The sequence below is a fragment of the Streptomyces sp. NPDC050625 genome (assembly GCF_040654755.1).
In the GTDB taxonomy this organism is placed as follows: domain Bacteria; phylum Actinomycetota; class Actinomycetes; order Streptomycetales; family Streptomycetaceae; genus Streptomyces.
Window position 1 is genome coordinate 904,201 of sequence record NZ_JBFAIQ010000001.1, and the last position, 20,900, is coordinate 925,100.

The window sequence follows — 20,900 nt, forward strand, 5'->3', positions numbered from 1 at the left end:
GGTTCGGCTAGTCATCCGAAGACTTGCCACCCGAACGAGGCGTCCCGATCGTTGCCCCCGCCTTGACGCCGCCGTCCTTGCCCGTGCTCGGCGCCTCGAATGAGGTCAACGCCTCCAGCACGGTCTGGACACGGGAGATCTCCGCGTTGATGTCCTCGCGGCGGCGCACCAGGATCTCCAGCTCGCGCTTGCCCTCCTCGACCGTCTTCTTGGCCTCGCGGATCGCCTCGGCCTTGAGCTCCTCGGCCTCCCGGACGAGCGTGGCCTTCTTCTGCTCGGCCTCCTTGAGCAGCGTCTCGGCCTTCTTCACGGCCGCGATCCGGACCTTGCCCGCCTCGGAGTTGGCCTCCGACACGATCTCCTTGGCCTTCGCCTGCGCCTTGGCGTGCTGCTCCTCGGCGGACTTGATGAGCGCGTCACAGCGGTCGCCGGTGGACTTCATGGTCTCGGCGGCCTCACGGCGGGCCCGCTCGTGCAGCCCCTCGATCTCGCTGGTGATGCGGTCGCGCAGCTCCTCCGCGCGCTCCCTTATGGCGGTGGCGTCCCGGCGGGCGCCGACGAGCAGCTCGTCCGCGTCCGTACGGGCCTTCTCCACCATCCCGTTGCCCTCGACCGTCGCCTCGGAGATCAGGCGCTCCGCCTCGCTGCGGGCGGCGCCGACCATGGTGTCCGCCTGCGACTCGGCGTCCGCGGTGGTCTGCAGCGCCTGCTGCTGCGCCTCGGTGAGCAGCTTGTCGGCCTCGGCCGTGGTCTCCGTGATGAGTGTGTCGACCTGTTCGGCCGCCTCGGAGCGCCGCTTGTTGGCGTCCTTGCGGGCCTCGTCCAGCGTCCGCTCGGCCTCCTTGCGCGCGGACGAGACCAGCCGCTCGGCCGCCGCCTCCGCGTCCGCCCCGAGCCGCTCGGCATCGTTGCGGACCCGCTCGGCGTGCCGCTGGGCGGAGCCGACCGTCTCGGCGGCCTCGGCGCGCAGCCGCTCCGCGTCCCCGGTGGCGTCCGTGATCAGCTTCTCAGCCTTGGCGATGGCCTCCGCCCGGATCCGGTCGGCCTCCGCGATCGTCTCCGTCTGGAGCCGCTCCGCCTCGGAACGCGCCTCGGTGATGAGGGTGTCCGCCTGCGTCGCCGCGTCCGAGCGGATGCGGTTGGCGTCGTCGCGGGCGTCCGCCCTGGTGCGGGTCGCGTCCTGGTCCGCCTGGGCGATGGTGTCGGACGCCTCCGTCCGCACCCGCTGGGCGTGCGCCGACGCGTCCGAACGCAGCCGCTCGGACTCGGCGATCGCCTCCGCCATCGTGCGCTCGGCGAGGCTCTTGGCCGCCTCCGACTCCTCGTTCGCCTCGCGCCGGACGCGGGTCGCGTCCTCGCTCGCCCGCTCCCGCTCGGCGTAGGCGTCGGCGCGGACGCGGTCCGCCTCCTCCTCGGCCTCCCGGCGCGTACGCTCCGCCGCGTGCTCGGCGGCGGAGCGCAGGCCGGTGATCTCCTCCTGCGCCTGCTCGTGCAGGCCGACGACGGAGTCCCGGACCTGCTGGGCGTGCTGCTCGGCCGCCGACACCATCTCGGTGGCCCGCCGGTCGGCCTCCTCGACCAGCCGGACGGCCTCGGCCTGCGCCTCCTCCACCCGGTTGCGGGCGGAGGCCAGCAGCTCCTCGCTCTGCTCGCGGGCCCGCTCGCGCTCCTGGTCGGCCTCCTGCCGGGCGGAACCGAGGAGCTCCTCGGCCTCGCGGCGGCGCCGGACGGCCTCCTCCTGCGCGGCGGCCAGCGTCTCGGACGCCTCGGTGCCCAGGCGCTCGGCGGCGGCCTGCGCCTCCGCCCGTACCCGGTCGGCGGTGTCCTGGGCCTCCGACTTCAGCCGCTCGGCCTCGGCCGCGGCCTCCGAGCGCAGGCGCACGGCGACGTTCTCGCCCTCCGCGCGGGACGCGGACGCGTCCGCCGCCGCCTCGGTGCGCAGCCGCTCGGCCTCGGCCTCCGCCTGCTGCTGGAGCGTACGGATGCGCTCGGCGGCCTCGGTGCGCAGCCGCTCGGTCTCCTCGGCGGCCTCCCGGCGGATGCGGGCGGCCTCGTCGCGGGCGTCGGACAGCGACTGCTCGGCGGAGGCGAGCCGGTCCTCGGCCTCGGTGTGCAGCCGGGTCAGCTCGTCGGCCGCCTCCAGCCGCCGGGCCTCCACCGCGCGCTCGGTCTCCTCCCGCAGTTCGCGCGCGGCCCGCTCGGCGTCCTCCTTGAGCGCCTCGGCCTGCTCGTCGACCTCCGCGCGGTGCCGCTCGGCCTCCTTGCGGGTGCGCTCCAGGGTCTCCTCGGCCTGCCGGCGCAGCGTGGTGGCCCGCTCGATGGCCTCCGTACGGACCTTCTCGCTGTCCGTCGTGGCGCTCTGCCGCAGCTCGTCCGCGTCGGCCTTCGCCTTGGACAGCAGCTCCTCGGCGGACTTGGCCGCCTCCTCGATCTGCTGCACGGCCTCGCGCCGGGCCTCGGCACGCAGGCTCTCGCCCTCGGCGATCGCGTCGGCACGCAGCTGCTCGGCCTCGCCGCGCAGCCGGCGCGCCTCCTCCTGCAGCTCGACCGTCTTGGCGCGGTACTCCTTGGTGTCGTCCTTCGCCGCGCCCTTGAGCTGCTCGGCGAGGTCGTGCGCCTCGGCCCGCAGCCGGTCGGCCTCGGCCTCCGCCTCACGGCGGATCCGCTCGGCCTCCTCGCCGGCCGCCTTGGTGGTCTTCCGGGCCTCCTCCGAGGCCTTGTTGAGGACGTCCTCGGCGGTCTTCGCGGCCTTGCCCAGCTGGGAGGCGGTCTCCTCGGCGGTGACGCTGCGGGCCTTCTCGCCGGCCTCGGCGAGGATCTTCTCGGCCTCGGCGCGGGCGTCCGCGACGATCTGCTCGGCGTCCGCCTTGGTGGACTCGGCCTCCTTCGTGGCCTCGCTGACCAGCCGGGCGACCTGCTCCTTCGCCGTGCGGGTGCGCTGCTCGTTGGTCGACTCGGCACTGGCCAGCGCCTTGGCGGCGGCCTCCTTGGCCTCGTTGACCAGCTTCTCGGCCTCGGACTGCGCCTTGCGCACCGCCGCCTCGGCCTCGGCAATGCGCTGCTCGGCGGCCCGGCTCAGCTCGCTCGCCTGGCGGCGGGCGGCGTCCGACTCCGTCGCGGTGGAGCTGCGCAGCTGCTCCGCGTGGTCGGTGGCCTCCTGGGCCTGGGTGGACGCGGCGTTCAGCAGGCGCTCGGCGTCCGTCCGGGCCCGGCGCAGCAGCTGCTCGGCCTCCGCGCGCGCCGACTCGGCGTCGCTCGTCAGCCGCTGCCGGGCCTCGTCGGTCAGCCGCTCGGCCTCGGCACGCGCGGCCGCCATGGCCTGCTCGGCCTCAGCGCGGGACTCGTCGAGCAGCCGGCGGGCCTGGGACTCCGTACGGGCCCGCAGCTGCTCCGCCCAGGCCACGTTCTCGTTGACGTGCGACTCGACGGTCTGCCGGCGCTCGGCCAGCTCCTGGTCCAGCTGCTGGCGGCGGGCCACGGCCTCGGCGTGCAGCTCGGCCTGCAGACGGGCGGCCTGCTCGGCGTGCTCCTGGAGGATGCGCTGGGTCTGCGCGCGGGCCTGGCTCAGCTCGCGCTCGGCGTCCATGCGCAGCTGGTCGGCCTGCATCTGCGCGTTCCGCAGCAGCTGCTCGGCCTGATAGCCGATGTCACCGCCGTCGAAAGCGGGCCGGGACATGATGGTGCGCCGCGCCTCGTGCAGCTTGGCGCGCAGCACCTCGACCTGGTAGCCGAGGTCCTCGGCGTGCTGGATCGCCTTTTCCCGCTCGGTCTTCAGCCGCTTCATCTCGGCCTCGAACCGAGAGAGGTGGTCGACGTCAGCCGCCGGCTCTCGCTCCTGGCTCTCGTAGCCCCGCACTGCGCGGTCCCATCCGTCCCCTGGTAGCAGGCATGTCCAAACGAGCACCGTCCATCCGCCGAACGGGGCCCCCGGGGAATGGTGTCAGATCAACGGCGGTGCACGGGCTGTGCTGCCCGACGCTCGCCCCCCGAAACCCGGACCCCGGCATGCGGCCGCCCGCGTGGTGGCGACGACCGCCCCCAACCCTACCGGCCCCTATGTACGAGGGTCAGTGCTCAGGTGACTCAACAGGCGCCGAAGTGACCAGTTCTGTCAGGACACCGTGGCAATCCTTGGGATGCAGGAAAGTGATCCGCGACCCCATGGAACCGCGCCGTGGCTCCTCGTACAGAACGCGTACGCCCTTGTCACGGATGTCCGCGGCGTCGGCGTCGACATCCGCCGTACCGAAGGCGATGTGGTGGACGCCCTCGCCGTTCTTCGCCAGCCACTTCGCGACCGTGGAGTCCTCCCGGGTCGGTTCGAGCAGCTGGAGGTACGAGGCCCCGCCGTCGGACGTATCGTTGATCTTGAGCATGGCCTCGCGTACGCCCTGCTCCTCATTGACCTCGGAGTGGAAAACCTCGAAGCCGTACGTGGCCCGGTAGAACTCGACGGTCGCGTCGAGGTCATGGCAGGCGATCCCGATGTGGTCGATTCGCGTCAGCATGGATTCAGTGCAGCGCTCCGAAGGTGGTTACGCAACGTGCGCGCGATCACACCGACCGGCCGATGACGGGGTGCAGTACCGCTCAGTACATTCGAAGTAAACCCTCGTTCACTCCTCAGCTTTGTGCAGCTGGAAGGGGATCGCACCTCATGTCAGGAACGAACAGCACGACCTCCGTCATCGTCGCGGGTGCCCGCACCCCGATGGGGCGGTTGCTCGGCTCGCTCAAGTCATTCAGCGGGGCCGACCTCGGCGGTTTCGCGATCAAGGCAGCCCTCGACCGTGCGGGGATCGGCGGCGACCAGGTGCAGTACGTGATCATGGGCCAGGTGCTGCAGGCCGGGGCGGGGCAGATCCCGGCACGCCAGGCCGCGGTCAAGGCCGGCATCCCGATGAACGTCCCGGCGCTCACCGTCAACAAGGTGTGTCTGTCCGGCCTCGACGCGATCGCGCTGGCCGACCAGCTGATCCGCGCCGGTGAGTTCGACATCGTGGTCGCCGGCGGCCAGGAGTCCATGACCAACGCGCCCCACCTGCTGCCGAAGTCCCGCGAGGGCTTCAAGTACGGGGCGATCGAGATGCTCGACTGCATGGCGCACGACGGTCTGACCGACACCTTCGAGGGAATCGCCATGGGCGAGTCCACGGAGAAGCACAACACGCGTCTGGGCATCCAGCGTCCCGAGCAGGACGAGATCGCCGCCCTGTCGCACCAGCGCGCCGCCGCCGCGCAGAAGAACGGCATCTTCGAGGCCGAGATCACCCCGATCGAGATCCCGCAGCGTAAGGGCGAGCCGGTCGTCTTCAGCAAGGACGAGGGCATCCGCGGCGACACGACCGTGGAGTCCCTGGGCAAGCTGCGCCCGGCGTTCACCCGGGACGGCACGATCACCGCCGGCACCTCCTCGCAGATCTCGGACGGTGCGGCGGCCGTGGTCGTGATGAGCAAGGCCAAGGCCCAGGAGCTCGGCCTGGAGTGGATCGCGGAGATCGGCGCCCACGGCAACGTGGCCGGCCCGGACAACTCGCTCCAGTCCCAGCCCTCCAACGCCATCCTGCACGCCCTCAAGAAGGAGGGCCTGGAGGTCTCCGACCTGGACCTCGTCGAGATCAACGAGGCGTTCGCCGCGGTCGCGGTCCAGTCGATGAAGGACCTTGGCGTCTCCACCGAAAAGGTGAATGTCAATGGCGGCGCCATCGCCCTGGGTCACCCGATCGGTATGTCCGGTGCCCGTCTCGTGCTGCACCTGGCGCTGGAGCTGAAGCGGCGCGGCGGCGGGGTCGGCGCGGCCGCGCTGTGCGGTGGCGGCGGTCAGGGTGACGCGCTGATCGTCCGGGTACCCAAGGCCTGAGTCCCCGTACGACAAGCAAGCGGTACGTCTCGTAAGCGAACGGAGCTGTGATGCAGGACGTCTCCTCTCTGGTGGCCCAGGCCAGGGAAGGCCGGCCGCGGGCCGTGGCCCGGCTGATCTCCCTGGTGGAGGGGGCGTCCCCGCAGCTCAGGGAGGTCATGGCGACGCTCGCGCCGCTGACCGGCAACGCCTATGTCGTCGGTCTCACCGGCTCCCCGGGCGTCGGCAAGTCGACCTCCACCTCGGCGCTGGTGACCGCGTACCGCAAACAGGGCAAACGGGTCGGCGTCCTGGCCGTCGACCCGTCGTCCCCCTTCTCGGGCGGTGCCCTGCTCGGTGACCGCGTCCGGATGTCGGAGCACGCCTCCGACCCCGGCGTCTACATCCGTTCCATGGCCACCCGCGGCCATCTCGGCGGCCTTGCCTGGTCGGCGCCGCAGGCGATCCGCGTCCTGGACGCGGCGGGCTGCGACGTGATCCTGGTCGAGACGGTCGGCGTGGGCCAGTCGGAGGTGGAGATCGCCTCCCAGGCCGACACCTGCGTCGTCCTCCTCGCGCCGGGGATGGGCGACGGCATCCAGGCGGCCAAGGCCGGAATCCTGGAGATCGGCGATGTGTACGTGGTCAACAAGGCCGACCGCGACGGCGCCGACGCCACGGCCCGCGAACTGAACCACATGCTCGGTCTGGGCGAGTCCCGCGGCCCCGGCGACTGGCGCCCGCCGATCGTCAAGACGGTCGCGGCCCGCGCCGAGGGCATCGACGAGGTCGTGGAAGCCCTGGAGAAGCACCGAGCGTGGATGGAGGAGCGGGGCGTCCTGGCCGAGCGCCGGCTGGCCCGTGCATCCCGTGAGGTGGAGACGATCGCGGTCACGGCCCTGCGTGAGCGCATCGGGGACCTGCACGGTGACCGTCATCTGGGTGCGCTGGCGGAGCGCGTCGTGGCGGGGGAGCTGGACCCGTACCGTGCGGCGGACGAACTGGTGGAGGGCCTGACGGAGCGCTGAGGGTCGCGGCCCGCGCTGGATGTCTTGGAGAAGCACCGAGCGTGGGTGGAGCGTCGGCTGGCCCGCGCCTGGCGCGAGGTGGAGACGATCGCGGTCACGGCCCTGCGTGAGCGCATCGGCGACCTGCACCTGGGTGCGCCGGCGGAGCGCGTCGTGGCGGGGGAGCTGGACCCGTACCGTGCGGCGGACGAACTGGTGGAGGGCCTGACGGAGCGCTGACGGTCGCCAACCCCGAGGCGCGGCTGCTAATTTGATCCGCATGTTCCTCTCCTTGGCGTAGAGCGCGCAGCGCGCCGCGACGACCGCAGGTTGTCGAGGGCGGTCAGGTGTCCCCGCTCCGTCTCCTTCCGAGGAACCGCACGCATGTCCGCGCCCGCTTCGCCGTGCCCCGCCCCCACCTCACGGCGGCCCTCGTACGCCGCCGTCCTGCGTGTCCCGCACGCGCGCCGCACCTTCGCCGCCGCCCTGGCGGCCCGCCTCTCCTACGGCACGGTCGCTCTGTCCGTGCTGCTGTCGGTGACCCGGGCGACTGGCTCGTACGCCGCTTCGGGCGCCGTGATGGCCGTCTTCGGCGCCTCGGCGGTCCTGCTGATGCCCGTGCGGGCGGCCCTCGTCGACCGCCACGGCCCGCGCCGCTCCCTGCTCCCCATGGCGGTGGCCCACAGCGCCCTGCTCTGCGCCCTGGCGGCCCTGACCTGGCGTCCCGGAGCATCCCCGGTGACGCTCGCCGCGGTCACCGCCCTCACCGGCGCCTGCGCGCCCCCGCTCGGCCCCACCATGCGCGCGGTGTGGGCCGAACTCGTCGGTGACCGGCTGCTTCTGCAGCGCGCCTACAGCCTGGACGGTGTGGCGGAGGAACTGCTGTTCGTCTCCGGGCCGGCCCTGGTGGGCGTCCTGCTGCGCTTCGGCCCGCCGCCCGTGGGGCTGCTGCTCAGCGCCGCGCTGATGGTGATGGGGACCTGCGCGTTCGTGACGTCACCGGCGGTGCGCGGCACCGGGTGCCCGAAGCCGGGGGGCGTACGCCGGGGGCGCGGATTCCCACCGGGACTGCTTCAACCCATGGCCGCGGCGGCGGGCCTCGGCCTCGCCCTGAGCGCCGTGGAGCTGCTGGTGACGGCCTTCGCCCGGCAGCGGTCGTACGACGACGCCGTGGTCCCCTGGATCCTCGGCGCCCTGTCCGCGGGCAGCGCGGCGGGCGGCCTGCTGAACGGGGCGATCGCCTGGCGCGCCCCGGCGCGCGAACGCCTGCCGTGGTTCATGGCGGGCGCGGGTGTGACCCTCTCACTGGCGGGCCTCGCGCCCGGTCCATGGACCCTCGCGGCCGCCATGACCTGCGCGGGCGCCTTCGTGGCCCCGACCCTGACGACGGCGTACCTCCTCGCGGAGGAGACGGCGCAGGAGTCGACCCGGACCCGGGCGGGGGCCTGGGTGAACGCGGCGGTGAACGCGGGCAGTTCGACCGGCTCGGTGACGGCCGGCCTGCTGATCGGCCGAGTCCCGCTGTGGGGGTGCTTCGTGCTGGCGGGCGCGGTGGCCGTGGTGACGGCGTCGGCCTGCCGCCCGGCCGTGCCCACCCGGGCCGGCCTCACCGCCGGACAGCGAACGGCAGACGGGACCTGAACCACCCCGCCTGCCGCCAGGCTGCCGCTTCGCTCGGACCGCCGTCAGGGACGCCCCCGCTGCCCCCGCAGATGCTCGGCGATCGGCTTCAGCGCCTTGTCCAGCTCAGCCAGCGCGTCCGTCGACAGCAGATCGATGAAATGCCTCCGCACGGACGCCACATGATGCGGCGCGACCTTCTGCATCGTCTCCATGCCGTGCTCGGTGAGCACCGCATAGAGCCCGCGGCGGTCGGACTCGCAGTTCTCGCGCCGCACGAGGTTCGCGTTCTCCATGCGTGTGATCTGGTGCGAGAGACGACTCTTGGACTGGAGGGTGGCGGACGCGAGGTCGCTCATCCGCATCCGTACGTCCTCCGACTCGGACAGATTCACCAGGATCTCGTAGTCGTTCATTGTCAGGCCGAACGGCTGCAGATCCTTTTCGAGCTGGTACGTCAACAGCCTGTTGACCTCCAGGTGGGTGCGCCAGGCGCACTGCTCCGCATCGGTCAGCCAGCGCGTGGCCGTGTCGGTCTCCATGAATGAAGTCTACCTAAGAAGTTGAAAGATGAACTAGTGAGGGTGGTGTGACAGTGCGCACGCGTTCGACGTCACACTCCGCAGACTACCGCTCACAGCCCGAAGCGACGCTGGAGGTCCCCCAGCTGTCCGGGAAGGCGCGGTGTGCCCGGAGGCTGTCCGTGACCTCCGGGTACCCCGCTTCCACCGGGCACTCCGGGCTCGTGCGGAACCGCTCCCGTGGCCTGCTCGGCCATGAGGGTTTCGGTCGACTGGAGCAGGACGGTGCCCGCCCCCACGAACTCGAACTGGTGCTCCTCCCCGGAGGCCCCGCCGAGGCCCGTCATTGCACGTAGACCGCCCATTACGCCGGTCAGGTAACCGTGGTCGTAGTGGTGGCACGGCGAGGGGCAGTCGGCCCACCCGACCAGCGCCTGAGGGTCCACCCGGATCGGAGGTTCCATGAACACCACCGGGCCGTTAGATGCGGCCACGAACTTGCCGGTTCCGATAAGGGTCAGAAAACCCGGCACGATCGACTGTTTGAGCGCAAGACTTGGCTGAAAAGCGAGCAGGTTGCCCGAGCGAATGGTCAGGTTGCCTTCGTCCAAGTCATACGAATTCACGTCGAAGGCCCGGTCGGCGAGGAGCATCTTGCCCGAGCCCTCCGCCACGACCCAGTCGCTCGCGTGCAGAGGCGAATGGAACGACGTACGGACAAGTCGGTCGAGTCGACCGTGCCCGACGCCGTTGAACTCGATCGCCCCGTAGTAGGCGATCATCTTCCCCTTCTGCAGGAACCACTGCCCGCTCTTGAGCTCCACGCAGAACGTGTACTTGTTGACGTTGTCGTCGACGGGCAGCGTCATGGGGTCGTGGATCACGGGGCCGGCCGCCCCGCCCCCCGGATACGTGCTCACAGCTTCTCCTCCGAGGCCTGGACGTACACCGTGCCGCTTCCGCTCAGCTCCAGCTGGAACGCCTCGCCGGAGCCGCGCCCCACCATGTCGCGCCAGCCCAGCGCGGTCGACAGCTTGTTGCGCACGTCGCCGTGGTGGGCGACGTAGGCCTGCGGATCGACATGGACCGGGTGCTGTGGAGTGATGGGAATCTCGAACACGCCCCCGTGCGCCATCACGGCGACGGCTCCGTGCCCCTTGAGGGTGGTCGTGAACAGCCCCTGCCCCGTCACCTGCCCCCGGACCATCCCCATGACCCCGCCCTGCGAGCCCATGAACATCGTCCCCTGCTGGAGCGTGCCCTCGAAGGCGAGCAGCCGGTCGGCCTCGACGTAGAGGGTGTCGCCGGAGAGGTTGATGACCTGGACGTGGTGGCCGCCGTGCCCGAAGAAGACGGTGCCGCTGCCCTCCACGGTCATCAGCGGGGTGGCCTCGCCCGCCACCCGGCGGCCGATCATCGACATGATCCCGCCCTGGCCGCCCTGGATGTTGGGGGTGAAGGAGACGTCGCCCTTGTAGGCGAGCATGGCCCCGCGCTGACTGAACAACCGCTGGCCGGGCAGCACCGTGGCCTCGACCATCTTGGAATTGATCTCCCGAAGGGCCATCTCACACGTCCCCCGCGATCGTGTTCCGCTCGCTCGGCTGCACGTACACCAGGCCGTCCCCCTCGAACCGGATCTGGAAGGCCTCGCCGCCGCCCTCGCCGAAGAACGTGCGGAACGTCACACCGGACTGGAAGGACTGCCGTACGTTCCCCTGGTGGGCGATGTAGGCCCCCGGGTCGACGATCAGCGGGTACTGGGAGCTGACCCGCAGCACGACGGCCGGCCCGTCGGAGGTGATGGCCGCCTGCCCGTGCCCCTCGACCGTGGTCGTGAACAGCCCGTTGCCCTGGGAGGCGCCCCGCAGCCCGGTGAAGGTCGTCCCCGTGCGCAGCCCGGCGTCCGTGGCGAGCAGATTGCTCGACTCCACGTACAGCTTGTCCCCCTGGAGATTCACGAGGTTGATCTCGGACGCACGGTCCGCGAACCAGCACGTCCCGTGTCCCTTCACCTCCATCACGGTCATCTGCTCGCCGGTGAGCCGCCGGGTCACCATCCCCCGGAGCCCCTCACCGCCGCCGCTCAGCTTCTTGAAGGCCATCTGCCCGTCGTACGCGACCATCGAGCCGTTCTTCGCCTTCACGGCATCGCCGGTCATGTCGACGGCGAGAACCTTGCTTCCTTGAAGTCGGAACATCGCCACGCAGTGAAGGTAGCGGCGGACGGCCGATGACGGACAGACCCCTCTCCCCGGGACCGGTGGGGCGTTTGCCACAATGGGCAAACGTTTGTGCTTGCGTTCACAAATCGTGCCGCACGAACCGTCGACCTCCCCTCCCACCGAAGGTGATCCGTGGACATCAAGACCGCCACCGCACTCCGCCGCCTCCGCCTGGTCTCCGCCCCCGAGGCCGTGTCGTTCCTCATCCTGCTGCTCTGCTCGGTACTGAAGCGGACCACGGACTTCAACGCGGTGCCCGTGATGGGCGCGGTCCACGGTGTCCTGTTCATCCTGTACGTGATCTTCTGGGCCGACGCCTGGAACCGCGCCAAGTGGAGCGCCGGGACCGCGGCCCTCTTCTTCGTCCTCTCCGTGCTGCCCACCGGTGGCTTCTTCGCCGAGCGCAAGCTGCGCCGCCAGGCCGAGGACGAGGTCATCGCCGCCCGTGCCCGCAGGGAAGGGGTCGTGAAGGCATGATCGTCGCCTTCTCCGTGACGCCCCTGGGCGTCGGCGAGGACGTGGGGGAGTACGTCGCCGACGCCGTGCGTGTCGTCCGCGAGTCGGGGCTGCCCAACCGCACCGACGCCATGTTCACCTCCATCGAGGGGGAGTGGGACGAGGTCATGGCCGTGGTGAAGCGTGCCGTCGCCGCCGTGGAGGAGCGCGCGCCACGCGTGTCGGTCGTCCTCAAGGCCGACATCCGTCCCGGTGTGACCGACGGCCTCACCTCCAAGGTGGAGACGGTCGAGCGCCATCTGGCCGGCTAGCCGGTCCCCGGTCCCGCGCGAAACCCCGGTCCCCAGGGCCGGGGTTTTCTCGCACCCGCCCTTTGAGCGATCGCTCAAAGACGTGTATTTTCCTGGTCAGATCATTTGAGCAATCGCTCAAAAACCTGGCTGACATGGGGGAACACCGAATGGCAAGCAAGGCGCTCTATATCGAGGCGCGCATACGCGCCGACCTCGAAGAGCTGTGGACCCGTACCCAGGACCCCGCCCGGCATCAGCGCTGGGACCTCCGGTTCACCGAGATCGACCTCCTCCCGCGCGCGGAGGGCGAGCCGCAGCGCTTCCGGTACGCCACGCGCCTCCTGCCGTTCCTCACCGTCTCCGGCACCGGAGTCTCCGCAGGCGAGAAGGAGCGCCCCGACGGCACCCGCACCTCCGCCCTGCGCTTCACCTCCCCGCACCCGCTCTCGCTGATCGCCGAGGGCAGCGGCTACTGGCGCTACGTCCCCGAGGCCGACGGCGTCCGCTTCCTCACCGGCTACGACTACCGCCCCCGCTGGGGCGCCTTCGGGGCGCTCGCAGACCGGCTGCTGTTCCGCCCGCTGATGGGCTGGGCGACCGCGTGGTCCTTCGACCGGCTGCGGCTGTGGCTGGAGCGCGGGATCACCCCCGAGCGGGCGCTGCTGAACTGGCTCGCCGAACTGGCGGTCCGCGCGCTCGTGCTCGCCGCCGGCTGCGCCGGCCTCGGCCTCGGCTCCCTCGTCGGCCTGCTCGGCGCGCTCGCGCCCACCGTCGCCTTCCTGTGTCCGCTCCTGCTCCTCGTCGCGATCTCCCTGGCCCTCTTCATGGCGCCCCGCCCGGGCACCCCGGCCGCCCGCCGCTGTCTGCGCACCCCGCCGTCGCGCGTGCGCGCCCCCCGACTGCTGTGCACCCTGGAGAACCCGACATGAGCTCGATGTTCCGCACCGTCATGGGCCCGGACTTCGACCGCCTCCACCCGCAGCTGCGGCGTCGGTTCTCGGTGGGCCTGGCGAGCGGCGAGGCCTGCACCGGCCGGGGCGTGATGGACCGCATCTGGCACGGCGGGGCCTTCGTGAAGCCGTTCCTGGCCCTCGGCACCACCCGCAACATCCTGGTCCCGCGCGCGGGCAGGAACATTCCTTTCAAGATCGAGAATGTGCCCTACGCGGACACCTTCGGGCGTGAGACGGTGACGTTCGTGCGCACCTTCGACCTGCCCGGACGCTCCCGCCGCTTCGACGCCCAGATGGTGCTGAGCCCCAAGGGGGACCGCATCCTCGACTACCTCGGCACCCACCAGCACCTCGCCAGCGAGCTGCACCTGCGCGCCGATCCCGACGGCTCTTTGCTCATCCGCTCCGGCGAACACCGCTTCCGCGAGGGCGCGGTCGACGTCCGGGTGCCCGAACTCATCGGCGCCACGGCCGAGGTGCGGGAGTCCTACGACGACGCGGCGGGCCGCTTCCGCATCCGCGTGCGGGTGGTGAACAAGTACTTCGGCCCGCTCTTCGGCTACGAGGGTTCCTTCACGGCGTCGTACACGGACATCCGGACCTGCGGCGTGCGACCCGGTCTGCGCCCGGTGCGCGAGGAGTTCCGCGCATGAGCCCGGAGACGGTGAAGTCCCAGGAGACCAAGACCAAACTCCTGGAGGGCGCGCTGCGGACGCTCACCGAACAGGGCATCGCCAAGACCTCGGCCCGTACGGTCGCGGCGGCCGCCGGAGTCAATCAGGCGCTCGTCTTCTACCACTTCGGATCCGTGGACGAACTCCTCGCCGCCGCCTGCCGCTACGGCGCCGAGAAGGCGGTCGCCCGGTACCGCGGCCGCCTCGCCGCCGTCACCTCCCTGTCCGAACTCCTCGCCGTCGGCCGCGAGATACACGAGCAGGAGCGGGCGGGCGGCCATGTGGCACTCCTCGGCCAGCTGCTCGCCGGTGCCCAGACCCACGAGATCCTGCGCCCGGCCACCGCCGCAGGCCTCGACCTGTGGATCACCGAGATCGAGCAGGTGCTCAGGCGGGTGCTCGCGGACACCCCCTTCGGCGAGTTCACCGACCCGGCGGGCCTGGCGCGCGCGCTTGCCGCCTCGTTCGTCGGCATCGAGCTGTACGAGGGAGTGGACGAGACCGGCGCCCACGCCGCCCTCGCCGCCCTGGAGCAACTAGGCGCCCTCGTGGCCGCGTTGGAGGAACTGGGCCCCGTAGCCCAGCGCGCGGTCCGCAACCACCTGCGCCACGCCGGCCGCCGCTGACGGCCGTGGGCGGCCGCCCGCTTCCAGGCCCGGGCCACCACGGGAGCCGTCGGGGCCCGAGCGGCGGACGTGTGGCCCGGGCGAGGCGCCGCCGACTCCCGTTGGCCGCCGTCCACCGACGCCGACGGACCGGGTCACAGTGCCCGGCCCCAGGTGCCCGGCGGGCGCCGTCCGGGCAGCCGGCGGCTGCGTACGCCCAGCCCCAGCCCTGGCCGCCCGTCCGCCGTGCCGTGGCAGTGGCGGCGGGGGCGCTCGCGCGGGCGGCCTCCGACGGCCGCCACAGCGCCGCGTCGGGCCCCCGCTCGAACCCGCCCGCCGCTCCTCGCGGGGCGCCCTACTCGCCTGACGCCAGCATGATCCCGAGCGGGGTCCTCTCGTACAGCACCTGGTGCCCGTAGCGTCGCGAGGTCAGCAGGCCCGAGTCCCGGAGCACCGTCAGATGCGCGGACACCGAGGACGCGGCGAGGCCGAGGCGGTGGGCGAGGGCGGTGGTGGTCGACGGCTCGTCCAGAGCCGTGAGCACGGCGGCCCGGCCACGGCCCAGGAGCCGTACCAGCGTGTCCGGGGCGCGGTCCGCGGGCTCGGACCACAGCCCGCCGATACCGCGGGCCGGATAGACCAGGGCCGGCTGCCAGGGCGGCTCGAAGCCGGTGACCACGTCCGGCCAGCTGAACACGCTCGGCATCAGCACGAGGCCCTGCCCGCCGAGGTGCCGCTCGTACTCGCCCCCCGACTCGACGGTCAGTGTTCCGGCGTGCCAGCCGAAGCGCCGGCTGAGCTCCGGCAGCAGGCCGCCCAGGCCGACCTCGGCCAGCCGCCGGGAGTGGAAGGCGACATCGGCCTCCAGCAGGGCCCGCAGCCGGGGCCAGTCCGGTTCGACGAGCACGTGCCAGGCCTGCTCCATCGCGTCCGCCAGCTCCCGCACCATCCGTTCCGGGTCGGCCAGCCAGGCCCTGCCGTACGGCGACTCCAGCGCGCCGGGGGTGTCCGCGAGCGACCGGGCCGTGTCCGCGCGGGCCGCCTCCGGATCGGCCGCACGCACCGCCGCGATCTCCTCCTCGAAGGTGGCCGCCGGACCGAGCGGGGGCGGGCCGAGCCAGTCGGGCGAGTGGCCGCGGCGCGGCATCAGCAGCCACAGCGGGGTCAGGTCGAGCCCGGCGCCCGCCCGGCGGATCCGGCGCAGCCAGGGCGCGTGGTACCCGTGCCGGTCCGGGCGCTTGAGCGTGCGCACCGCGTCCTGCGTCTCCCACAGCGGCGACACCGCGAACCGGCACCTGAGAAAGTCCCCGTCCTCGAAATACAGGCGCGACGGCACGGCGGACCTCCCCGGAAAGACGACACGAGAACCGAAGAGGACACCCGCCCGACGAGGAAGCCCTGCCCGACGAGGAAGCCCTCTTCCTGTCGTACAACTATCGGTCACCGCCGTGGGGGCGCGGACCGGGAGCCGAGCCCCTGGGGATTCGGGCCACGCCGAATCTCTACCGGCCGGGCCCCGGCGCCCGCACGCTGCCGTCCATGTCCGTCGCGCAACAGAGACCGGTGGCGCAGCCCACCGGCTATGCCCGTGTCTTCGCCGTGCCCGAGTTCCGGGTCGTCTTCGCCGCCCACACGCTGTCCATGCTCGGCGTGATCGTCAGCGAGATCGCCCTGTCCGTGCTCGTGTACGACCTCACCGGCTCGCCGCTGATGAGCGCGCTCGCCTTCGCGCTCGGCTTTCTGCCGTATCTCCTCGGCGGCACCCTGCTCTCGGGCGTCGCCGACCGCTTCCCGGCCCGGCGGGTGCTGGTGGTCTGCGACCTGGTGTGCGCGGGGTGCGTCGCGCTGATGGCGCTGCCGGGGGCGGACATCGCCGTCCTGCTCGCGCTGCGCTGCGGCCTCGCGGTCGTCTCGCCGGTGTTCGCGGGGACGCGCATGGCGACCCTCGCGGACATCCTGGGCGACGGCGACCTGTTCGTGCTGGGCCGGTCCCTGCTGCGGATCGTCGCGCAGAGCTCGCTGCTGGTCGGATACGGGCTGGGCGGGCTGCTGCTCACCGTCGTGGTGCCCCGGCACGCGCTGCTGATCACCGTGGGCACCTTCCTGGCCTCGGCCGCGCTGCTGCGCCTCGGCACCCGGCGGCGCCCCGCCCGGGCCAGGGAGGCCGGGGACTCCCAGGGCACCCGGCAGGTGTTCGCCGACCGGCGGATCCTGGTCCTGCTGCTCCTGTCCTGGGTGCCGCCCATGTTCTCCGTGGCCCCGGAGGCGCTGGCCGCGCCGTACGCCGATGAGCTCGGCGCCGGATCCACCGGCCTCGGCCTGCTGATGTGCGCCCTGCCCGTGGGGACGGTCGCGGGCGAGGTGTTCGCGGGCTCCCGGCTGCGGCCCGTGACCCGTGAGCGGATCGCGCTGCCCCTGGTCTGCCTGACGCTGCTGCCCTACCTCGGCTACGCCCTGCACCCCGGTCTGCCGGCCGCGCTGCTCCTGCTGCTGCTCTCCGGCGCCGGATCCGCGTACACCCTGGGCCTGGACCAGTGGTTCGTACGGGACGTGCCGCAGGAGCTGCGCGGCCGGGCGATGACCGTGCTCAGCGCGGGGATGATGACGATCCAGGGCGTGGGCATGGCCCTGGCGGGCGCTGCGGCCGAGTTCGTCGGCGTGACCGCGACCGTCGCGGGCGCCGGGGCGCTGGGCGCGGTGTGCTGCTGTGTGCCGGCGGCCGTGGTCCGGCGTACGGAAGCTCCGGGCGACCGAAGGCCGAGACGGGGCTGAACCCGAAATGACCGGCCGGTAGGGTCGGTGGCGTGCCGAAGCCTCTCAGTCTCCCCTTCGACCCCATCGCCCGTGCCGACGACCTCTGGAAGCAGCGCTGGGGAAACGTGCCGTCGATGGCCGCGATCACCTCGATCATGCGTGCGCACCAGATCCTGCTCGGCGAGGTCGACGCGGTGGTGAAGCCGTACGGACTGACCTTCGCGCGCTACGAGGCGCTGGTGCTGCTCACCTTCTCCAAGGCCGGCGAGCTGCCGATGTCGAAGATCGGTGAGCGGCTCATGGTGCATCCCACCTCCGTGACGAACACCGTGGACCGGCTGGTGAAGTCGGGTCTGGTGGCCAAGCGGCCCAACCCCAACGACGGGCGCGGCACGCTCGCCGTCATCACGGACAAGGGCCGCGAGGTGGTCGAGGCGGCCACCCGGGACCTGATGGCGATGGACTTCGGGCTCGGGGCGTACGACGCGGAGGAGTGCGGGGAGATCTTCGCGATGCTGCGGCCGCTGCGGGTCGCGGCACACGACTTCGACGAGCAGTGACCCGGCACGACGTCGACGTGTCGTGACCCGGGACAAGATCTCCCGGAACGGGCGGTTACGCTCGTCGGCATGAAGAAAAGCGTGCTGACCCGCTACCGCGTCCTGGCCTATGTCACCGGTGTGCTGCTCGTGCTGCTGTGCCTGAGCATGATCGCCAAGTACGGGCTGGACATGGACGGCGCGGCGGACTTCACCCGGGTCGTGGCCATCGCCCACGGCTGGCTGTACGTCGTGTACCTCGTCTTCGCCTTCGACCTGGGCTCCAAGGCGAAGTGGCCGGTCGGCAAGCAGCTGTGGGTGCTGCTCGCGGGGACCGTCCCGACCGCCGCGTTCTTCGTCGAGCGGAAGGTCAGCCACGAGCTGGAGGCCAAGGTCGCCGACCAGGTCCCGGCCGTCGCCAAGGCGTAGGCTCCACCGCCGCGCGAGTACCGCGTGGCGGTTTGCCATCGACATTTACTAGGACGTCCTAGTAAATTCGATGGTATGGACGCTGACGCCATCGATGAGGGCCGCACCCGCTGGCAGGCCCGGTACGACGCCGCACGCAAGCGCGACGCTGACTTCACCACGCTCTCCGGAGACCCCGTGGAGCCGGTCTACGGACCCCGACCGGGGGACACCTACGAGGGCTTCGAGCGGATCGGCTGGCCCGGGGAGTACCCCTTCACCCGCGGGCTGTATCCGACCGGCTACCGCGGCCGCACCTGGACGATCCGCCAGTTCGCCGGGTTCGGGAACGCCGAGCAGACCAATGAGCGGTACAAGATGATCCTGGCCGCCGGCGGCGGCGGTCTGTCCGTGGCGTTCGACATGCCCACGCTCATGGGGCGCGACTCCGACGACCCGCGCTCGCTGGGCGAGGTCGGGCACTGCGGTGTGGCGATCGACTCGGCGGCGGACATGGAGGTCCTGTTCAAGGACATCCCGCTGGGTGATGTCACGACCTCGATGACGATCAGCGGACCCGCGGTCCCCGTCTTCTGCATGTACCTGGTCGCGGCCGAACGCCAGGGCGTCGACCCGTCCGTCCTCAACGGCACGCTCCAGACGGACATCTTCAAGGAGTACATCGCGCAGAAGGAGTGGCTCTTCCAGCCGGAGCCCCATCTGCGGCTGATCGGCGACCTGATGGAGCACTGCGCGGCCGGCATCCCCGCCTACAAGCCGCTGTCGGTCTCCGGCTACCACATCCGCGAGGCCGGTGCGACGGCCGCGCAGGAGCTGGCGTACACGCTGGCGGACGGCTTCGGTTACGTGGAACTGGGCCTGTCCCGCGGCCTCGACGTGGACGTCTTCGCCCCCGGCCTGTCCTTCTTCTTCGACGCCCACGTCGACTTCTTCGAGGAGATCGCCAAGTTCCGCGCGGCGCGCCGGATCTGGGCCCGCTGGATGCGGGACGTGTACGGCGCGAAGACCGACAAGGCCCAGTGGCTGCGCTTCCACACCCAGACCGCCGGTGTCTCGCTGACCGCCCAGCAGCCGTACAACAACGTGGTGCGCACGGCCGTGGAGGCGCTCGCGGCGGTGCTCGGCGGGACCAACTCGCTGCACACCAACGCCCTGGACGAGACCCTCGCGCTGCCGAGCGAGCAGGCCGCCGAGATCGCCCTGCGCACGCAGCAGGTGCTGATGGAGGAGACCGGGGTCGCCAACGTGGCCGATCCGCTGGGCGGTTCCTGGTACGTCGAGCAGCTGACGGACCGGATCGAGGCCGACGCGGAGAAGATCTTCGACCAGATCAAGGAGCGGGGGCTGCGCGCCCACCCCGACGGGCGGCACCCGATCGGTCCGATCACCTCCGGCATCCTGCGCGGGATCGAGGACGGCTGGTTCACCGGCGAGATCGCGGAGTCCGCGTTCCGCTACCAGCAGTCCCTGGAGAAGGGCGACAAGCGGGTCGTCGGCGTCAACGTCAACACCGGCTCCGTCACCGGTGACCTGGAGATCCTGCGGGTCAGCCACGAGGTGGAGCGGGAGCAGGTGCGGGTGCTGGGCGCCCGCAGGACCACGCGTGACGAGGCCCGGGTCCGTACGGCCCTGGACGCGATGCTCGCCGCCGCACGCGACGGCTCCAACATGATCGAGCCCATGCTGGACGCCGTACGCGCCGAGGCGACCCTGGGCGAGATCTGCGGGGTGCTGCGGGACGAGTGGGGCGTGTACACGGAGCCCGCGGGCTTCTGACGAGCACACACCACCGCGCCGCCCTCGGCCCCGAGGGCATGCTGGGCGGCGCGCCCCCGTGCGCGCGATCGGTGCGCGGGGGGAGGTGCCAGGCGCCTGTGGGTCGATGGCCCGGCGCCCCTGACGGGGGTGTGGTGATCGTGACGGGCCTGTTCACGCCGGCTTCCCGCTGGGGCGACAGACCCGAGTCCGCTTCCGGGTCGGCCGAGCGGCCGGCGGCCCCGCATCCCCGCCTGAAGGACTGGTACGGGCTGGCCGGGGACGACGAGAGCAGGCCGCCGAAGCCCTGGCCGCCGCGGCCCGACGCGGCGGAGTTGGAGTGGCGCGACGCCTGGGCCTGGACGGCGCCCTTGGCCTGGTGACGGTGGTCGTCGAGGCGTGGGAGCCCGAGTGGGCCACGTACGTCATCCGCTCGATGCGCCCGCTGTCCGCGTGAGCCGGCTCAGCCGGCGTCGGCGCCCGTCAGGCCCAGTAGCAGTACCCGGGTGAAGCTTCGTACCCACTCCTCGTCCGCCGGCTCCGCGCTCACGAGTGTGCGGTGCACCACCGCGCCCGCCACCATGTCGAAGATGAGGTCCACCGTGCGGGCCGCCTCCCGCGGATCGGGCTCCGGGGGCAGCTCGCCGCGCTTCTGGGCCCGTGCGCGGCCCTCCAGGACCAGGCACTTCTGGCGGTCCACGATGGAGTCGCGGATGCGCGCGCGCAGCGCGTCGTCCCGGGTCGACTCCGTGACCACCGCCATCAAGCCACTTTTCGCCTCCGGCCGGGCCAGGATCGCGGCGAACTGGAGCACCACGCCCTCGATGTCGGCTGCCAGGGAGCCCCGGTCGGGAAGGACGAGTTCGTCGAAGAGCTCGGCGACCGCGTCGACCACGAGCTCGTTCTTGCCCGACCAGCGGCGGTAGAGCGTCGTCTTTGCAACCCCGGCCCGCGTGGCCACGTCTCCCAGGGTGAGCTTCGACCAGCCCAGTTCCACCAGCGCCTGCCGGGTCGCCGCCAGGATCGCGGTGTCCGCGGCGGCGTTGCGCGGGCGCCCGGTGGCGCGGGTGGCGGGAGTGCGGCTCTGCATCCCACGACCATAACCGGCCGTTCTTGTGCAGTCGTGAGGGAGATCACCGGGGCGTGGTGTCGCGGAGACCTTCGATGGGATTACGCTACGAGTCGTAGCGAAAGCTCGCGCTGGACGTGCGCGGGCGGCGCACACGCACG

General features: G+C 71.7%; 20 protein-coding genes and 1 pseudogene. 13 read left to right on the top strand and 8 right to left on the bottom strand.

Going from position 1 to position 20,900, the window contains the following annotated elements; genetic code table 11:
* Positions 1–7: 7 nt before the first annotated feature.
* Positions 8–3,856, bottom strand: a complete 3,849-nt coding sequence (gene scy / locus AB0I54_RS04200) for a polarized growth protein Scy (protein WP_363294301.1) — start codon at positions 3,854–3,856, stop codon at positions 8–10.
* A 211-nt stretch (positions 3,857–4,067) separates the two neighbouring features.
* The gene (gene mce, locus AB0I54_RS04205) at positions 4,068–4,508 is read right to left on the bottom strand and encodes a methylmalonyl-CoA epimerase (RefSeq protein WP_363294302.1); all 441 of its coding nucleotides are present in this window, start codon (positions 4,506–4,508) and stop codon (positions 4,068–4,070) included.
* Positions 4,509–4,657: 149 nt separating this feature from the next.
* On the opposite strand from mce, the gene AB0I54_RS04210 reads away from it, so the two are divergent.
* The 4 genes and pseudogenes from AB0I54_RS04210 to AB0I54_RS04225 all read left to right on the top strand — a co-directional run bounded on the left by AB0I54_RS04210 (position 4,658) and on the right by AB0I54_RS04225 (position 8,487).
* Positions 4,658–5,860, top strand: a complete 1,203-nt coding sequence (locus tag AB0I54_RS04210) for an acetyl-CoA C-acetyltransferase (protein WP_363294303.1) — start codon at positions 4,658–4,660, stop codon at positions 5,858–5,860.
* Positions 5,861–5,910: 50 nt separating this feature from the next.
* Positions 5,911–6,867 (top strand): methylmalonyl Co-A mutase-associated GTPase MeaB, encoded by a 957-nt coding sequence (gene meaB, locus AB0I54_RS04215; RefSeq protein WP_363294304.1) that lies wholly within the window; start codon positions 5,911–5,913, stop codon positions 6,865–6,867.
* A 15-nt stretch (positions 6,868–6,882) separates the two neighbouring features.
* Positions 6,883–7,086, top strand: a pseudogene (locus AB0I54_RS04220) (methylmalonyl Co-A mutase-associated GTPase MeaB); the annotation flags it as partial.
* Positions 7,087–7,230: 144 nt separating this feature from the next.
* The gene (locus AB0I54_RS04225; RefSeq protein WP_363294305.1) at positions 7,231–8,487 is read left to right on the top strand and encodes an MFS transporter; all 1,257 of its coding nucleotides are present in this window, start codon (positions 7,231–7,233) and stop codon (positions 8,485–8,487) included.
* 44 nt (positions 8,488–8,531) lie between these two features.
* Here AB0I54_RS04225 and AB0I54_RS04230 read toward each other — a convergent pair whose 3' ends face one another.
* The 4 genes from AB0I54_RS04230 to AB0I54_RS04245 form a co-directional block, all read right to left on the bottom strand.
* Positions 8,532–9,008, bottom strand: a complete 477-nt coding sequence (locus AB0I54_RS04230) for a MarR family transcriptional regulator (protein ID WP_363294306.1) — start codon at positions 9,006–9,008, stop codon at positions 8,532–8,534.
* Positions 9,009–9,100: 92 nt separating this feature from the next.
* Positions 9,101–9,856, bottom strand: a complete 756-nt coding sequence (locus AB0I54_RS04235; RefSeq protein ID WP_363294307.1) for an AIM24 family protein — start codon at positions 9,854–9,856, stop codon at positions 9,101–9,103.
* Positions 9,857–9,903: 47 nt separating this feature from the next.
* On the bottom strand, positions 9,904–10,554 hold the full coding sequence (locus AB0I54_RS04240; RefSeq protein WP_363294308.1) for an AIM24 family protein: 651 nt from the start codon (positions 10,552–10,554) through the stop codon (positions 9,904–9,906).
* Position 10,555: 1 nt separating this feature from the next.
* Positions 10,556–11,188 (bottom strand): AIM24 family protein, encoded by a 633-nt coding sequence (locus tag AB0I54_RS04245; RefSeq protein WP_263216708.1) that lies wholly within the window; start codon positions 11,186–11,188, stop codon positions 10,556–10,558.
* A 156-nt stretch (positions 11,189–11,344) separates the two neighbouring features.
* On the opposite strand from AB0I54_RS04245, the gene AB0I54_RS04250 reads away from it, so the two are divergent.
* The 5 genes from AB0I54_RS04250 to AB0I54_RS04270 all read left to right on the top strand — a co-directional run bounded on the left by AB0I54_RS04250 (position 11,345) and on the right by AB0I54_RS04270 (position 14,214).
* On the top strand, positions 11,345–11,689 hold the full coding sequence (locus tag AB0I54_RS04250) for a DUF3817 domain-containing protein (protein WP_363294309.1): 345 nt from the start codon (positions 11,345–11,347) through the stop codon (positions 11,687–11,689).
* Positions 11,686–11,979, top strand: a complete 294-nt coding sequence (locus AB0I54_RS04255) for an MTH1187 family thiamine-binding protein (RefSeq protein WP_363294310.1) — start codon at positions 11,686–11,688, stop codon at positions 11,977–11,979. Before AB0I54_RS04250 ends, AB0I54_RS04255 begins: the two co-directional genes overlap by 4 nt.
* 149 nt (positions 11,980–12,128) lie before the next feature.
* Positions 12,129–12,890: a hypothetical protein gene (locus tag AB0I54_RS04260; RefSeq protein WP_363294311.1), complete on the top strand. Its 762-nt coding sequence runs from the start codon at positions 12,129–12,131 to the stop codon at positions 12,888–12,890.
* A complete protein-coding gene (locus tag AB0I54_RS04265) occupies positions 12,887–13,567 on the top strand; it encodes a DUF4166 domain-containing protein (RefSeq protein WP_363294312.1) in 681 nt (226 codons plus the stop codon). The genes AB0I54_RS04260 and AB0I54_RS04265 overlap by 4 nt, the downstream gene beginning before the upstream one ends.
* The gene (locus AB0I54_RS04270) at positions 13,564–14,214 is read left to right on the top strand and encodes a TetR/AcrR family transcriptional regulator (protein WP_363294313.1); all 651 of its coding nucleotides are present in this window, start codon (positions 13,564–13,566) and stop codon (positions 14,212–14,214) included. Before AB0I54_RS04265 ends, AB0I54_RS04270 begins: the two co-directional genes overlap by 4 nt.
* Positions 14,215–14,548: 334 nt before the next feature.
* Here AB0I54_RS04270 and AB0I54_RS04275 read toward each other — a convergent pair whose 3' ends face one another.
* Entirely contained in the window at positions 14,549–15,529 is a 981-nt protein-coding gene (locus tag AB0I54_RS04275; RefSeq protein ID WP_363294314.1) for a DUF5937 family protein, read from the bottom strand.
* A 203-nt stretch (positions 15,530–15,732) separates the two neighbouring features.
* Here AB0I54_RS04275 and AB0I54_RS04280 point away from each other — a divergent pair, with 203 nt between their 5' ends.
* From AB0I54_RS04280 to AB0I54_RS04295, 4 genes are all read left to right on the top strand, one after another.
* Entirely contained in the window at positions 15,733–16,965 is a 1,233-nt protein-coding gene (locus AB0I54_RS04280; protein WP_363294315.1) for an MFS transporter, read from the top strand.
* Between the two features lie 32 nt (positions 16,966–16,997).
* Positions 16,998–17,507 (top strand): MarR family transcriptional regulator, encoded by a 510-nt coding sequence (locus AB0I54_RS04285; protein ID WP_363294316.1) that lies wholly within the window; start codon positions 16,998–17,000, stop codon positions 17,505–17,507.
* A 69-nt stretch (positions 17,508–17,576) separates the two neighbouring features.
* Positions 17,577–17,915 carry a DUF3817 domain-containing protein gene (locus AB0I54_RS04290; protein WP_363294317.1) on the top strand — a complete coding sequence of 113 codons (339 nt, stop codon included), beginning with the start codon at positions 17,577–17,579 and terminating at the stop codon, positions 17,913–17,915.
* A 75-nt stretch (positions 17,916–17,990) separates the two neighbouring features.
* Complete coding sequence (locus AB0I54_RS04295) at positions 17,991–19,691, top strand: methylmalonyl-CoA mutase family protein (protein WP_363294318.1); 1,701 nt, start codon at positions 17,991–17,993, stop codon at positions 19,689–19,691.
* A gap of 442 nt (positions 19,692–20,133) precedes the next feature.
* Here the strand turns inward: AB0I54_RS04295 and AB0I54_RS04300 are convergent, their stop codons facing one another.
* Entirely contained in the window at positions 20,134–20,760 is a 627-nt protein-coding gene (locus AB0I54_RS04300; protein ID WP_363294319.1) for a TetR/AcrR family transcriptional regulator, read from the bottom strand.
* Positions 20,761–20,900 lie beyond the last annotated feature (140 nt).